Raw genomic sequence first — 15,110 nt, forward strand, 5'->3', positions numbered from 1 at the left:
GTGCGAACACGCGGTACCTCTAATTCTCTACCCGCAAGCTCCTACGCACCGTTAAGAAGACGGCGACGAAGTACTCCGCCCGCGTGCATCCGGTAGCGCCACGACAGCAACGAGCCCGGTTTCCGGCCCGGCTTGCAATTTGACGTATCCACCATATAGCTCGGCAACCTCCTTGGCGATCGACAACCCGAAGCCGTCGCCGGCAACGGTCTCGTCAAGCCTGACGCCCGGTTTCATCGCCTCTGTGATCCGGCTTTGCTCAATACCTGGCCCATCGTCCTCTATCGAGATCAGCACCATAGCGCCTTCGACGGCGCTGGTTATTCGAACTGAGCTTGCTGCCCATTTGAACGCGTTGTCGATGATCCCACCGAGAACCTCGTCGGTATCCTCCGGCGCACAACTTATGCGGAGATCGGAACCGACCGTTGTGATGATACTAAGATGCCGGTCGGCATAGAGCTTCGACATCATCTGAACTATGTCGTCCACACGCGACCGAAGATCTGTCGACGAAGCTAATCCTGCCTCGGAAACTCCAGCCCTCGCTCTTCCGAGGTGATGTCGAATCCTCCGATCAATTCGACCAACAAGGTGCCGCGCCTCGCCTGTCGGGTCATTCTTGCTATCGAGGGCGAGATAAAGGCTGGCGACCGGCGTTTTCAGCCCATGTGCCAGGTTCGCAAACTGCAGCCGGGTCTCGGCAAGCCGCTTGCGATTGTGCTCAACCAGACGATTGATTTCTCCGATGACGGGGCGAAGTTCATCGACCTCGGTTCGCGGCAGTTCACGGAGTCGCCCTGAGGATATTTCTGAAATCTGTCCAGACAACGCACGGAGCGGCAAGAGACCGTATCGGACCTGAAACAAGATCCCCACGCCGAGAATGGCGCCAAGAGCCAGCATCGCCGGCACCAGAAATGCGAGCGCTCGTACAGCGGGGGCCGTCAGCGCGACTTCTGGGGCGGTCGCGAGTATTTCGACTGCCTCACCGCCCACAAAGGTCCGCGCCACACGAAAATGGAGTGCCTCGCCTTTGTCTCCAGGCCCGTCCGCCGGCTGCGGCCGTCCCATAAGAAGCCGTCTCCAGTCAATCGCCCGCGGCGGACTGGCAATGCTACCGCCATCAAGTGATTTGGAGGATAGATGCCGGCCAGCAGCGGTGACCTGCCAATACCAACCGGAACCCGTACGATCGAAGGGAGGGCCGCTGAGATTGCCTGAGAGGCCAAGCACGCCATCCGCGCCTGGGACCAGGGCGCCGCGAACGGCGTCGATTTGCAGATCGAGCCGCTGATCGACCTGTTGCCCGACCACACCTGCAACGATGAACCAGAGGACAAAGGAGGCTACGATCAATGCTGCCATAGCGTAGATCATCGAAAACGCGATCAGGCGACCGGCAATCGTTCTGCGCGGTGACAGCCATGATATGGTCATCAATCAGCCCTCAGCATATAGCCGCGTCCCCTCTCCGTCTCGATCCTGTCGGCACCAACCTTGCGCCTAAGTCTGGCGATGATCACTTCAATCGAATTGGAATCCACGTCCGCGTCTCCCTCGTAGACCCGCTCGACAAGTTCGCGCCTATCCACGATCACGTCCTTGCGCAGGATCAAGCATGACAATACCCGCCATTCGAATGCCGTCAGCTTCAACGGAAGTCCCGCGAGCTCGAACGTCCCGAGTTGCGCGTCGAACGAAAGGTCTCCGCAGGTGATCACCGAGGCAGCGTGGCCCGTGGCCCGCCGCACCAGAGCACGAAGACGTAAGATGAGTTCCTCGATCTTGAACGGCTTCGTCAGAAAGTCGTCAGCTCCCGCCTTGAAGGCGGCGACCTTGTCAGGCCAGCCGTCTCGCGCGGTGAGAACGAGCACCGGAAGCATCCGTTCCGCGTTCCGCCAGGACTTGAGCACGGTCACGCCGTCAATTTTAGGCAAGCCGAGGTCCAACACGGCGACGTCGAAAATCTCGGTCAGGCCGGCGTGTTCGGCGTCTTCTCCGTTCTTGGCGATGTCGACCACAAAGTTTTCCGCCCGCAGGCTTGCCGCGATACGTTTGGAAAGATCGACATCATCTTCGACCAGGAGGACTCGCATATCACACTCAGTTGTGACCGGTTGTTCGCAATGAATTACGGCGACTTTGCTTAACTGAAACTGAACCGCAACATTCAGCGTGGATCGAGCTCATGCTGGCTATTGTTCTCCAGTCAAACGAACGGGAGACAATACCATGTCTGACGAAAACGACGCTCCCCAAACATCGCTGGAGCAAGGGCGGGGCAAAGGACCGAAGCGCCAGCCAGCCACTCACCTTGCCGCCTTTGGCATTGCAGCCGTCGCGGCCCTCGCCATTGGAGCGGCAGGTGGTGCAGCCGCAATGAAATTCATCCGCCCCAGTATCGAATTGGCACCTTTGACTCCCGTGTCGATATCGAGCCTGAAGGACGATGTGAGCGTAGTGACCGTCAAGGGCAAGGTCGCCGAGATCTACGGCAACAAATTCATCGTTCAGGACGACAGCGGTCGCGCATTGATCGAAACGGGGCCTGCCGGTGACAACGGCAAGCTTGTCAGCATTGGCGAGCCCGTCAGTGTTCAAGGTCGCTTCGATCAGGGCTTCCTGCGTGCCCGTTATATCATCCATCAGGACGGCAAGACCGACGTACTTCGCCCGCCACCCGGCCCACCTCCGCATCGCAGACCTCTGGAAGACGCCCTGCGGCGAATGAAGCTATGACGCAGCGATAAAGTGGTTCGCCGGTGATGAGACTGTGATCGGTCATTGAACGAAAATCCTGCGTGATCAGGTGACTTTCCGGGAGTGGCAGGCATGATCAGTCCTTTGGCTCAACTGCTTGCCACCTCCGGCAGGCGCGCGTGCGGCGTTGCGTTGGCAAGCGTTGTCGCTGTCCACGCCACTCCCCTGTCGGCTGGGGACGCTCCTGCCGTTCCAGTGACTGCCATCAAGGCGCAAACCGAAACGATCGATCGGGTCATCAACGGCATAGGCACGGTCGCGCCTCTTCAGTCGGTCACAGTTCGCCCGCGTATCGATGGCCAGGTCGTCGACATTCCCTTTATCGAGGGGCAGATGGTGGAGAAGGGAGCCGTCCTCCTGAAACTGGACGACCGCGAACTCCTCTCCGCACTGGCTTCCGCCAAAGCAAAAAAAGCTCAGGACGAGGCGCAATTAAGCAGTGCGCGCGCAGACGCGCAACGTTATGCGACACTCGCCGAAAAAGGCGTTGCCTCCGCCTCCACCCTCGAACAGAAAACTGCCTCCAGCGAGCAGTACGCGGCCGCGGTGCGGTATGACGAAGCTGTTATCGAGAGCGCAGAAACTCAACTCGGATTTGCAACCGTCACCGCGCCTATCTCCGGGCGCACCGGGTTCAAGCAGGTCGACGTTGGAAGCGTTATAAGCGCGAGTTCGGCCAACGGGATCGTGACCATCACGCAGATGGACCCCATCGCCGTCTCCTTTGTTGCGCCGGGCGACAGGTTTGGCGAAATCAGGGACGCCCTTATTCGTGGTGTCGCCGAGGTTACGCTGACAAGCACCGACGGCAGCCACACTCTTGCTAAGGGTAAGCTGACCACCGTGGACAATGCCGTCGACGCCTCGAATGGCTCCATCCATCTCAAGGCAACCTTTGACAATAAGGATGGCGTCCTCTGGCCGGGCCTTCCGGTTGCGACGACGCTGACAGTGGAAAAACGGGCCGGCGTCGTAGTTCCGGATAAGGCGCTCGCCCGAGGCCGCGACGGCCTCTACGCTTACGTCGTCGGGCCTGAGGGCAAAGTCGAAAGGAGGGAGGTCAAAACGGCTTTCGTCACGGCCGCGAGGGCGCTCGTGATCGACGGCATACGGGACGGCGAGCAGGTCGTCATGGATGGTCAGTCGCGGATCGGCGATGGCGTCAAGGTTTCGGTCACCCCTTGGTCCGGATTGCCGACGGGGGAACTCGCCGAAGGGGCGACGCCATGATCAGCGAGCGCGACACCGCCTCGGCAAGAGCCGATGGGTTCTTCGACTTCTTCATCACACATCCAGTCGCGACCGGACTGATCATGAGCGGCATCTTCCTGCTCGGTGCGATCTGCTATCCATTCATGCCGGTTTCGGCTCTGCCGCAGATCGACTTCCCGACCATACAGATTGCCGCAAACCTTCCCGGTGCATCACCGGAGACGATGGCGGCGAGCGTCGCCCAACCGATCGAGGATGCTCTGTCGCATGTCAGCGGCATTACGGAGATGACCTCCAACAGTTCGTTGGAGACGTCGTCGATCACGGTGCAGTTCGGCCTCGATCAGGATATCCAGACCGCGGCGAGCGACGTTCAGACCGCCATCAGCGAAGCGGCAGGTCAACTCCCAAAGGACATGACGTCCTTGCCGACTGTGCATAAGGCAAATCCCGCCGACGCTCCGGTGATGCAATTGTCCGCTAGTTCGGACACCCTTACCCTTCCGGAACTCGATGAGTATATCGAGCACAACGTCGCATCGAAGATCGGCCAGGTGTCCGGCGTCGCCTTCGTAAACATCGGCGGCAAGCAAAAGCCGGCAATCCGCATAGCGGTCGATCCCGGTAGGTTAGCCCAGGCAGACGTCACCCTGGAGGACGTCCGCACCGCAATCGGCAATCTCAGTCTCAGCGCCCCGAAGGGAAACATCGACGATCCGACCCGAACGTTCCCGATCTACACGAACGATCAGATTGGCAGCAGCGCCGAATGGAATGATGCCGTCATAGCCTACCGCAACGGAGGGCCGGTTCGTATCAGGGACATCGGCCAAGCGATTGATGGCGCTGAGGATGAAAAGATGGCGCACTGGACGAATGGCGAGCGTGGCATCGCGCTCGACGTCTTCCGCCAGCCCGGCGCGAATGTGATCGCTGTCGTCAATGCCGTAAAAGCGCAACTGCCCGCACTTCGGGCATCGCTGCCGAAGTCTATCAAGCTTGAGCTGGTGACGGACCGCACCACCACGATCAGGGCATCGGTCGATGATGTCCAATTCACGCTGATGTTGGCGATCGGCCTTGTCGTCGTCGTGATCTTCCTATTCCTGCGGAGCCTGCCGGCCACCATCATTCCGGTGCTGACTTTGCCGATCGCACTCGCCGGCTCCCTCGCGCCGATGTGGGTTCTCGGCTTCAGCCTGGACAATCTCTCGCTGATGGCACTCGTGGTCGCCGTCGGCTTTGTCGTCGATGATGCGATCGTCATGCTCGAAAACATAACCCGGCACATCGAGGGTGGCGTCGAGCCGCTCGAGGCAGCACGCACGGGTGCTCGAGAAATCGGCTTCACGATCGTCTCGATCAGCCTCTCGCTGATCGCCGTGTTGATCCCGATCCTCCTGATGGGTGGTATTGTCGGCCGGCTATTTCGCGAGTTCGCGATCACCTTGACCGTCGCGATCGTGATTTCCGCGATCGTCTCTCTAACCTTGACACCTATGCTGGCATCGAAGTTCATCCGTCCGATCGGTGAATATCAGCATGGACGCTTTTATCGGGCTGGCGAAGCCTTCTTCGACTGCCTTGCCGCCCTTTACATCCGCAGCCTGAAGCCAATCATCCGCCACAGGTTCCTGACGCTCATCGTCTTTATCGGCACGATTGTTGCGACAGCCTACCTGTTCATTGTCGCTCCGAAAGGGTTCTTCCCCGAGCAGGATACCGGCTTCATCGCCGGCCTGTCGCAGGCCTCGCCCGATATCTCCTTCACGGAAATGGCCAAGCTGCAGGAGCGCGTCAGCGCGATCATCATGAAGGATCCGGCCGTCTATAGCGTGTTCATGGATATCGGCGGCGGCAATGGTGGCAACGCACTCAATCAGGGTCATGTCAACATCACTTTGAAACCGTTGGAAGATCGGGATGCAAGTGCCAAGCAAGTCATAGACAGATTGGGCACGGCACTGGCCGCCCAGCAAGGCATCAAGCTCTTTATGCAGTCGGCGCAGGATATCAACATCGGAGCGCGTCCGGCCAAGACCCAGTATCAGTTCACGCTGCAGGACGCCGATATCCAGGAGCTGAGCGACTGGGCAAGGAAGATAACGAACCGTCTTCAGGATATCTCCGCGCTACGCGATGTCGGCAGCGATCAGCAAGCCGAAGCTCCCAATCTGTCGATCATGATAGACCGTGCCGCCGCCTCGCTCTACGGCGTCCTCCCGTCCACGATCGATGAGACCCTTTACGACGCCTTCGGTCAGCGGCAGGTCGCGTCGTACTCAACCCAGACTGATATGTTCCGGGTCGTCCTCGAGGTTCTGCCAAATCTGCAGCGCGACATCGCTACGCTTGACCGTCTCTCGGTTCGAGCAAACAACAGCACTCTGGTTCCGCTTTCGGTCGTCGCCAAATGGACGACGGACGGCGTATCTCCGGTCTCGATCGCGCACCAGGGCCAGTCGCCAGCCGTAACGATTTCCTTCAACCTGGCGCCAGACACAGCGCTTGGGGAAGCAACACAGGCGATCGAGAGCGCCGTCGCCGAAATGCATCCGCCGGCTTCGCTCCAGACGAGTTTCTCCGGAAGCGCCAAGGCCTTCAAGGATTCCATTGGTACGGTGCCATTGTTGATCCTGGCGTCGCTGGTGGTCGTCTACATCATTCTCGGCGTCCTCTACGAGAGCCTCATTCACCCCCTGACAATCCTCTCCACCCTGCCCTCGGCAGGTCTCGGAGCCTTGTTGGCCTTGCGGTTGGCGGGGTTCGACTTCGGCCTCGTGGCGATGATCGGCATTATCCTGCTGATCGGCATCGTCAAGAAGAACGGCATCATGCTCGTCGATTTCGCGATCCAGGCAGAGCGAGGCGAAGGCTTGAGCAGCGAGGATGCCATCGTCAAAGCGGCCCAGATGCGCTTCCGCCCTATCCTGATGACGACGATGGCAGCCCTTCTCGGTGGACTGCCGCTCGCTATCGGGCACGGAGCTGGTTCCGAACTGCGCCAGCCGCTCGGCTATGCCATCGTCGGCGGGCTGCTGGTCAGCCAATTGCTGACCCTCTATACGACCCCCGTCATCTACCTGTTGCTTGACAAGCTTCGTGACAAGACTGCTGGGCAGATTGAAGCTCGACGTGCGGACCAGGACGTCGATCAGAAATTTCACATCCGAGGCAAAGCATGAATACACCGCTCTATACCTCAGCCATCGCCGCAGCCACTGCCGCTGGGGTGGTCACCCGCCCGTTTCGGCTACCCGAAGCCGTCTGGGCTGTCGGCGGAGCAATGCTCATCTTCATCCTCGGCATCATACCACCTGCGGAGGTATGGTCCGGGATCACCAAGGGCTTCGACGTCTATCTCTTTCTGATCGGCATGATGCTGCTATCGGAACTCGCTCGGCGGGAAGGCCTGTTCGACTGGATCGCCGTCATAGCCACCTCATACGCGAAGGGATCTTCGCGACGGCTGTTCGTACTTGTCTATGTCGTTGGCATCATCGTGACTGCGTTGCTCTCAAACGACGCGACGGCCGTTGTCCTGACGCCGGCCGTCTACGCGGCATGTCGCGCAGCCAACGTGAAGGATCCGCTTCCCTATCTTCTGATCTGCGCATTCATCGCCAATGCTGCAAGCTTCGTGCTGCCCATCTCCAATCCTGCCAATCTGGTGATTTTTGCGGGCGGTGAAATGCCGCCGCTGTCCCGTTGGATGGGCACATTCCTGGCGCCATCCATCGTGTCGATCGCCCTGACGTTCATGGCCCTCTATTGGTCCCAGCGGCGTGCCTTGGCAGACGACACGATCGCTCCGCAGGTCGAGCGCCCGCGACTGACGCTCTCTGCCAAACTGGCCGGAGGCGGCCTGATCTTGACCGCGATCTTGCTCCTCGCGGCATCGGCGATGCATCTTAACCTCGGCATTCCCACATTTATCGCCGGCGCCGTGACGACCCTGCTCGTTCTGGCAAACGTCCGGCAGCATCCGATCGGCATTATCCGAGACGTGAGCTGGAGCGTGCTGCCGCTGGTGGGCGGCTTGTTCGTCATCGTCGAGGCTATCAATCATACTGGCGTGACTGCCGTGCTTGTCGAGGAACTGAGAACGATCAGCTTGCAGTCCGAGTCGCGGGCGATCGCCATCGCTGGCATAGGCGTCGCGTTTCTCTCCAACCTCGTCAACAACCTGCCCGCCGGACTGTTCGCAGGAAGCGCCGTCCAAGCCGCGCAAGTTTCGGATCGCATCGCGGGCGCAGTTCTCATCGGCGTCGATCTGGGTCCGAACCTTTCTGTGACGGGTTCGCTTGCCACGATATTGTGGCTTTCGGCGCTTCGCCGGGAGGGCTTGAGCGTCAGTGCGAGCTCATTTCTGAAGGTGGGGGCAGTGGTGATGGTTCCTGCGCTGTTGTCGTCGCTCGCAGTCCTGCTCCTGGAGCATTGAATTCTCAGGTTGCTTCGGCGCGTTTTCGATCCGAACATGGCCGTGCCCTCCGCCGATAAATATGGTCGAATTTGGCCTTGCGCTGTCCGTTGGTTGGTCGCTAAGTCATGTTGCCGTATCTGTGCGCTTTGTAGCCGAGAAGCGACCTCGGCCTGATCGAATTCGAGAACCGAAAGCAACGCAATGACCCGACAACTTTCTCTTCCCCGCGACCGGATTTCCGTGCTTTTGTTGGAAGGCATCAGTCAGAGCGCCGTGGACTACTTTTCGTCGTCTGGCTACGTCAATCTGACACATCTGCCGAAGGCTCTTGATGACAAGGATCTCAAAAGTCATATAGCCGAGGCGCATATAATCGGAATTCGTTCCCGCACCCATCTGACAGAGGAAATTTTCAGCTCCGCCAAAAAGCTTATGGCGGTCGGTTGTTTCTCTGTGGGGACAAATCAAGTCGACCTGGACGCAGCCCGTCGACGTGGGATCCCGGTATTCAACGCTCCCTATTCGAATACCCGCTCGGTCGCAGAGCTTGTCATCGGTGAAATCATAATGCTGACCAGGCAAATTTTCCCGCGTTCGGCTTCCGCTCATAAGGGTGGATGGGAAAAATCCGCCGTAGGCAGCCGTGAGGTACGCGGGAAAACGCTAGGCATCGTGGGCTACGGCAATATCGGTTCGCAGCTCAGCGTTCTTGCCGAAAGTATGGGTATGAACGTTCGTTATTTTGATCCTTCAGACAGGCTCCGCCACGGCAATTCTGAATCGATGGCAACGCTCGGCGAGCTCCTCGAAATCTCAGATTTCGTGACGATGCATGTTCCGGAAACCAGTTCGACGCGAAACATGATAACTGAGGCCGAACTGCGCAGGATGAAAAAAGGAGCCATTTTCATCAACAATTCCCGCGGAACCGTGGTGGATATTGAAGCGCTTGCGAAGGTTTTGAAAGACGGACATCTCGCAGGCGCGGCTGTGGACGTGTTCCCGAAGGAGCCGGCATCCAACAAAGAGCGTTTCGAAACGCCGCTGCAGGGTTTGGATAACGTAATCCTCACGCCGCATATTGGCGGGTCGACCGAAGAGGCTCAGGAGCGCATTGGGACGGAAGTTTCCAGGAAGCTTGTCGAGTACTCCGACGTCGGCTCGACGCTGGGCGCGGTCAATTTCCCCCAGGTTCAACTGCCGCCGCGTGCAAACGGTACGCGTTTCATCCACGTTCACGAAAATCGCCCTGGCATCCTAAACAGTCTGAATGTGATTTTTTCGTCCCGTGGACTTAATATCGTTGGCGAGTTCCTGCAGACATACGGCGAAACGGGTTATGTGGTTATTGAAGCCGAGGGCGTTGGCCAGACAGCGGATGATATACTTGATGCGCTTCGCCAGATTCCGGGAACAATACGAGCTCGATTGCTTTACTGACGCCTGGCGGCCAAAAGAAGTTTGGGTCCCAAACCATGACGGCGAGTTCGTCTCTTGGGAAAGCCAATGGTGTAGAAGAGCAGTGACATGTGCTTCGGCCATCCGGGAAAGTCTACTCGATAAGGTCGGGGGAAATCCAAATCGCAGCGCCCGAAACCGTCATGCTGAAGCCATCGCCGCCGCGCCGAGATCGCGACACTCGGCGCGGCCGTGGTTTGGTGATCAATTTGCTTGGTGATCGGGTGTCGTTTACTGCTGTGCAGGCGCGGATTTCTGAAGCTTGTCCTGAACTTTCTTAACGAGTACCGGGTCCTTCTGAGCTGCCGCTAGAATGGTCCTGTATTCGTCTACCGAGATGCCTGGAGAGCTCTGAACGGCCTGTACCATCTGTTTGCTTGCCTCGGTCTGTAGCTGTTGCTTCGCGGTGGGATCCGACGTTGCTCCGATCTTGGCCGAGTATTCCTGCCTGATCTTGTCCACCTGCAGATACGCGACCGCAAAAGCCTCGATTTTTTGATCGCTGACGGCCGCAGCCGCCCCACTGCTATCTGGTTGTCCTTGCGTAGGCTTTTCTTGCGTTGCTTGCTGTGCGCACGCAGGATTGCCGAGAAACATCAAGCTCAAGGCTATAGCGGTCAACGATGTAGCAGGGATACGAGTGATCATCTTAATTCCTCTTTGAGAGCGCGGGGGAGAACACCTCTTTGATGGCGTAGAGCGAATGATGGCCTATCACATTGATCTGGCCGCCGGTCAGGGTTGAAGAACGATCTGACGACAATGTGGCCGTCAAACGTTTTCTATGGGGCAATAGCGCGGCGATCTGCTGACCACGGAAGCGACCGCTTTATGGCTGCCGCTAACAGACTCCCGTGCACAACGGATCCCGTCACGTCCGCTCCGTGGGCCTGAAACACGTTCTTCGCCAGAGAGCAGCAAGGGCTACGGGGTTGCGTTCTTGACGGAAACTGGGGACCAGCCATGGAAATCAGGTCAATCCGGCATCGCCAATGGGCGCATAGGTCATGATCTCAGCCCGTTGGTATAAGGCGATTGCGCGTCCCGCAGCCGCAGATCATTGCATTCCACATAGATTCGAGAGGCGTATTTGCGCCCATGTGCGCAGGAATTCTTGTGTTTGAGGCAGTTTGGATAGAAGTTCACCGGCTTGGCCGCTGACGTTTATGTCCGAATCCGTTATCCGACATGCGCCGATATCCATCGTCACCGTCGCCACGACCTTGCCGTCCATGGGGGATAACTGGAGAAAGGATTCCGAACTCGACCCGCAAGTAAGAGATACGTTTGCGGTGACAGAAACACCACTTGGAGCTGTACAAAAATCGACTCCCGTCACCTCAAGTCTCCTGGTGCGATTGGGTCCCGAAGGCATCTGTTCGCATAGCTTCGCAGTCGCAATTATTGAGCTGATTTGCTGCCATTCCGGACTTTTCAAGGCTGACCAGCAGCCAGCCAAGGCAGAATCGAAAGAAATGATAGATATGGCCGCAGAAATACCGGCGATTTCCGCGAATCTGACAAATCGGTCGCTCATAGGACCGCTCTCTATATTTTTAAGATGTTGAATTCTACATTCATTCAGGGTTGTCTTCAACAGTCAAATCTTTGGAAACACTAGCATAAATTTTCGCACGCGTCTGTTGCAATCAGTCGAGGGTGGCCGGCAACGTTGCTTTCGAATGCTTTCATCCGCGCCAATTCTTTCTGTTCACATGGCCGCGGAAATGGCAGCTTGCGTAGCGCTCAGCTCCCGATCGTGCGGTCACGATAGTGAACCGTGCCGCTTGCGCATGGCATCGGCTGATTGGCGAACGACTTCGGAAATCTCAAGGAACTGTTTGGCCAACGGGCTTGTCTTGCGCCAGATCATGCCAATCGTTCGCGATGGTTCGAGATTATGAAAACGGGCAATAGACACTGCCGCCGAACGCGTCTCTACCGCTACAGCCATTTCCGGGATCAGGGTGATACCAATGCCGGCGCTGACCATCTGGACCAGCGTGGATAGAGAGCTGCCATCCATCAACTCCCGCGGCAGTGCCGAAGGCAGATTACAGAACGACAAGGCCTGATCGCGAAAACAATGCCCTTCTTCCAACAGAAGCAGCCTCATCTCGCGCAGCGCTTCGCGATTCGGCACCGGCTTGCCTTCATCCTCGCTTGGCCGAACCAGCACGAAATTTTCCGAAAACAGCGTAACCTCGGTCAACGAGGGTTCGGATACCGGCAACGCAACGATTGCCGCGTCAAGCCGGCCCTCCGCCAGCTCCTGCACCAGCTTCGAGGTCAGCGTTTCGCGAACGTGGATGTCGAGCCCGTCATGCATGCGCGTCAGATTGCCGATGATCGCCGGCAGCAGATAGGGTGCGATCGTCGGAATGATACCCAGGCGCAACCGCCCTACGAGCCGGTCCTGAGAGGCGCGGGCCATATCTGCGAGCTCATCGACCGAGCGAAGAATATCGCGGACGCGCAGCACGAACGCCTCCCCGAAACTGGTCAGCCGGACCTGACGTGCGCCTCTTTCAAAAAGCTCCGTGCCCAGCGATTCCTCCAGTTCCTTGATCTGCATAGACAAGGCAGGCTGAGAGATCGCACAGACATCCGCCGCGCGCCCGAAATGACCTTGTCGGGCCAGTGCCTCGAAATAGCGAAGCTGCTTGAGTGTCAAATTTGTCATAACCTTACCTTATCGTCGCAATCAGTAAATCCAACTTAAATTAATGGAACTGCTTGGCTATAGTCCGCAAGCGCCGATGAGGTGTAGCCATCGTCACGTCCGGCTCATAAAATGGCCACGGATGATGTGCAGCTCGTTGACGTCCAGACTGTCCGGAACACCGGTGCCTCCCAAGCTCTTTGCTTCGGGACGGTCTGCTTGCAAACAAATGAGGGCATTTCATGTGTCTGGTACTTCGTCATTGTGCTGGCCATGAAACCGGGCCGCTTTTTAGAGGGTTCACGATAAACCTCCTCTGGATGGCTCAATTCAAGTAACCGCGAGGGAGAGAAATATGGATACGAAGGCCGATACAGCCGGCAAATGTCCGGTGGTGCACACACATACGGCCCATGGCGGCAGGTCGAACAGGGACTGGTGGCCGAACCAGTTGAACCTCAGGATTCTTCACCAGAACTCTGCCCTGTCGAGCCCAATGGGCAAGGCATTCAACTATGCAGAGGAATTCAAGAAGCTCGACCTCAACGCGGTCAAGCAGGACCTCCATGCACTGATGACGGATTCGCAGGATTGGTGGCCTGCCGATTTTGGCCATTACGGTCCGCTTTTCATCCGCATGGCCTGGCACAGCGCAGGCACATATCGCACCGGCGACGGCCGCGGCGGCGCGGGAGCCGGTCAGCAGCGTTTCGCGCCACTCAACAGTTGGCCCGACAACGTCAACCTCGACAAGGCGCGCCGGCTGCTTTGGCCGATCAAGCAGAAATACGGCAACAGCATCTCCTGGGCTGACCTGATGATCCTCACCGGCAACGTTGCCCTGGAATCGATGGGCTTCAAAACCTTCGGTTTTGCCGGCGGCCGCCCGGATGTCTGGGAGCCTGAGGAAGATGTCTATTGGGGCGCCGAGGAAACCTGGCTGGCTGACAAGCGCTACTCGGGTGAACGGGACCTCGAAAATCCGCTTGCCGCCGTGCAGATGGGCCTGATCTACGTCAACCCGGAAGGGCCGAACGGCAATCCCGATCCGCTCGCCGCTGCCAAGGACATCCGCGAGACCTTCGCGCGCATGGCCATGAACGACGAAGAAACCGTCGCTCTGATTGCCGGCGGACACACCTTCGGCAAGACCCACGGCGCGGGCGATGCCGCCCATGTCGGTGCCGAGCCCGAAGGCGCCGGCATCGAAGAACAAGGCTTCGGCTGGAAAAGCAGCTTCGGAACGGGCAAGGGCGGCGATACAATCAGCAGCGGCCTGGAAGTCACCTGGACCACCACGCCGACCAAATGGAGCAACAACTTCTTCTGGAACCTGTTCGGTTATGAATGGGAACTGACGAAGAGCCCGGCCGGTGCGCATCAGTGGACCCCGAAGCACGGCGCCGGCGCCAGCACCGTGCCGGACGCGCATGACAAATCCAAGCGTCACGCACCGTCCATGCTGACCACCGACCTCGCCCTGCGCTTCGACCCAGACTATGAGAAGATTTCGCGGCGTTTCCTCGAAAATCCGGATCAGTTCGCGGATGCCTTTGCCCGCGCGTGGTTCAAGCTGACCCACCGCGACATGGGTCCGCGCGCTCGCTATCTCGGTCCGGAGGTTCCGTCCGAGGAACTGATTTGGCAAGATCCCATCCCTGCCGTCGACCATCCCCTGATCGACGCGAAGGACATTGCCGGTCTCAAGGATAAGATCCTTGCATCGGGACTGTCGATCTCCCAACTGGTCTCGACCGCCTGGGCTTCGGCAGCAACCTTCCGCGGCTCCGACAAGCGCGGTGGAGCGAACGGCGCGCGCATTCGTCTTTCGCCCCAGAAGGATTGGGAGGCTAACCAGCCGGCCCAGCTCGCAACCGTACTCGAGACGCTCGAAGGCATCCAGAAGGCGTTCAACGACGCCCAGTCCGACGGCAAGAAGGTATCGCTGGCAGACCTGATCGTCCTTGGCGGCGCAGCCGCCGTCGAAAAGGCGGCCAAGGCTGGCGGACACGACATCGAGGTTCCCTTCACGCCCGGCCGGACCGATGCGACGCAGGAGCAGACCGATGTGAGCTCCTTTGCCGTTCTGGAGCCGATCGCCGACGGGTTCCGCAACTATCAGAAGGGCGAATACGCCATTTCTCCTGAAGAGTTACTGATCGACAAGGCACAGCTTCTGACGCTGACCGCGCCGGAAATGACCGTCCTGGTCGGTGGCTTGCGCGTTTTGAACGCCAATGCTGGACAGTCCCAGCACGGCGTCTTCACCACGCGTCCCGAAACCCTGACCAACGATTTCTTCGTCAACCTGCTCGACATGGGTACGGTGTGGAAGGCTTCGCCGGGCTCGAAATATGTCTTCGAGGGACGCGACCGCGGCACGGGCGAAATCAAGTGGACCGGCACCCGTGTCGACCTCGTCTTCGGTTCGAACTCGCAGCTCCGGGCGCTTGCCGAAGTCTATGGCCAGAGCGACACGCAGGAGAAGTTCGTTCAGGACTTCGTGGCGGCATGGACGAAGGTGATGAACGCGGATCGTTTCGATATCGCTTGATCCGGACAGGAAGAAATTCGGGCGCGGCTGAACTCCAG

11 protein-coding genes are annotated in these 15,110 nt (G+C 58.5%); 7 read left to right on the forward strand and 4 right to left on the reverse strand.

Features of this window, described 5'->3' with window-relative positions:
• Nucleotides 1–51: 51 nt before the first annotated feature.
• The gene (locus tag QA646_RS26390; RefSeq protein ID WP_283059684.1) at nt 52–1,440 is read right to left on the reverse strand and encodes a HAMP domain-containing sensor histidine kinase; all 1,389 of its coding nucleotides are present in this window, start codon (nt 1,438–1,440) and stop codon (nt 52–54) included.
• A complete protein-coding gene (locus tag QA646_RS26395; protein WP_283059685.1) occupies nt 1,440–2,099 on the reverse strand; it encodes a response regulator transcription factor in 660 nt (219 codons plus the stop codon). The genes QA646_RS26390 and QA646_RS26395 overlap by 1 nt, the downstream gene beginning before the upstream one ends.
• A 136-nt stretch (nt 2,100–2,235) precedes the next feature.
• Here QA646_RS26395 and QA646_RS26400 point away from each other — a divergent pair, with 136 nt between their 5' ends.
• From QA646_RS26400 to serA, 5 genes are all read left to right on the forward strand, one after another.
• Nucleotides 2,236–2,742, forward strand: a complete 507-nt coding sequence (locus tag QA646_RS26400) for a hypothetical protein (RefSeq protein ID WP_283059686.1) — start codon at nt 2,236–2,238, stop codon at nt 2,740–2,742.
• A 93-nt stretch (nt 2,743–2,835) separates the two neighbouring features.
• The gene (locus QA646_RS26405) at nt 2,836–3,993 is read left to right on the forward strand and encodes an efflux RND transporter periplasmic adaptor subunit (RefSeq protein ID WP_283059687.1); all 1,158 of its coding nucleotides are present in this window, start codon (nt 2,836–2,838) and stop codon (nt 3,991–3,993) included.
• A complete protein-coding gene (locus QA646_RS26410) occupies nt 3,990–7,160 on the forward strand; it encodes an efflux RND transporter permease subunit (protein WP_283059688.1) in 3,171 nt (1,056 codons plus the stop codon). The genes QA646_RS26405 and QA646_RS26410 overlap by 4 nt, the downstream gene beginning before the upstream one ends.
• Complete coding sequence (locus QA646_RS26415) at nt 7,157–8,416, forward strand: arsenic transporter (RefSeq protein ID WP_283059689.1); 1,260 nt, start codon at nt 7,157–7,159, stop codon at nt 8,414–8,416. The genes QA646_RS26410 and QA646_RS26415 overlap by 4 nt, the downstream gene beginning before the upstream one ends.
• Nucleotides 8,417–8,599: 183 nt before the next feature.
• A complete protein-coding gene (gene serA, locus QA646_RS26420) occupies nt 8,600–9,838 on the forward strand; it encodes a phosphoglycerate dehydrogenase (protein WP_283059690.1) in 1,239 nt (412 codons plus the stop codon).
• A gap of 249 nt (nt 9,839–10,087) precedes the next feature.
• Here the strand turns inward: serA and QA646_RS26425 are convergent, their stop codons facing one another.
• The gene (locus QA646_RS26425; protein WP_283059691.1) at nt 10,088–10,504 is read right to left on the reverse strand and encodes a DUF4168 domain-containing protein; all 417 of its coding nucleotides are present in this window, start codon (nt 10,502–10,504) and stop codon (nt 10,088–10,090) included.
• Nucleotides 10,505–11,022: 518 nt separating this feature from the next.
• Here QA646_RS26425 and QA646_RS26430 point away from each other — a divergent pair.
• Nucleotides 11,023–11,424, forward strand: coding sequence for a hypothetical protein (locus QA646_RS26430; RefSeq protein ID WP_283059692.1), 402 nt, complete (start codon nt 11,023–11,025; stop codon nt 11,422–11,424).
• 197 nt (nt 11,425–11,621) lie between these two features.
• On the opposite strand, the gene QA646_RS26435 is transcribed toward QA646_RS26430, so the two are convergent.
• Entirely contained in the window at nt 11,622–12,539 is a 918-nt protein-coding gene (locus QA646_RS26435; RefSeq protein ID WP_283059693.1) for a hydrogen peroxide-inducible genes activator, read from the reverse strand.
• Nucleotides 12,540–12,873: 334 nt separating this feature from the next.
• Between QA646_RS26435 and katG the strand changes: the two genes are divergently transcribed.
• Entirely contained in the window at nt 12,874–15,072 is a 2,199-nt protein-coding gene (gene katG / locus QA646_RS26440; protein WP_283059694.1) for a catalase/peroxidase HPI, read from the forward strand.
• Nucleotides 15,073–15,110 lie beyond the last annotated feature (38 nt).

It is taken from the genome of Rhizobium sp. CB3090 (assembly GCF_029714285.1).
Lineage (GTDB): Bacteria > Pseudomonadota > Alphaproteobacteria > Rhizobiales > Rhizobiaceae > Rhizobium.

What these genes read in the sequence shown, in the direction of transcription:
- QA646_RS26390 (WP_283059684.1), bottom strand. Translation starts at nt 1,440, where the DNA reads ATGACCATATCATGGCTGTCACCGCGCAGAACGATTGCCGGTCGCCTG.
- QA646_RS26395 (WP_283059685.1), bottom strand. Translation starts at nt 2,099, where the DNA reads ATGCGAGTCCTCCTGGTCGAAGATGATGTCGATCTTTCCAAACGTATC.
- QA646_RS26400 (WP_283059686.1), top strand. Translation starts at nt 2,236, where the DNA reads ATGTCTGACGAAAACGACGCTCCCCAAACATCGCTGGAGCAAGGGCGG.
- QA646_RS26405 (WP_283059687.1), top strand. Translation starts at nt 2,836, where the DNA reads ATGATCAGTCCTTTGGCTCAACTGCTTGCCACCTCCGGCAGGCGCGCG.
- QA646_RS26410 (WP_283059688.1), top strand. Translation starts at nt 3,990, where the DNA reads ATGATCAGCGAGCGCGACACCGCCTCGGCAAGAGCCGATGGGTTCTTC.
- QA646_RS26415 (WP_283059689.1), top strand. Translation starts at nt 7,157, where the DNA reads ATGAATACACCGCTCTATACCTCAGCCATCGCCGCAGCCACTGCCGCT.
- serA (WP_283059690.1), top strand. Translation starts at nt 8,600, where the DNA reads ATGACCCGACAACTTTCTCTTCCCCGCGACCGGATTTCCGTGCTTTTG.
- QA646_RS26425 (WP_283059691.1), bottom strand. Translation starts at nt 10,504, where the DNA reads ATGATCACTCGTATCCCTGCTACATCGTTGACCGCTATAGCCTTGAGC.
- QA646_RS26430 (WP_283059692.1), top strand. Translation starts at nt 11,023, where the DNA reads ATGTCCGAATCCGTTATCCGACATGCGCCGATATCCATCGTCACCGTC.
- QA646_RS26435 (WP_283059693.1), bottom strand. Translation starts at nt 12,539, where the DNA reads ATGACAAATTTGACACTCAAGCAGCTTCGCTATTTCGAGGCACTGGCC.
- katG (WP_283059694.1), top strand. Translation starts at nt 12,874, where the DNA reads ATGGATACGAAGGCCGATACAGCCGGCAAATGTCCGGTGGTGCACACA.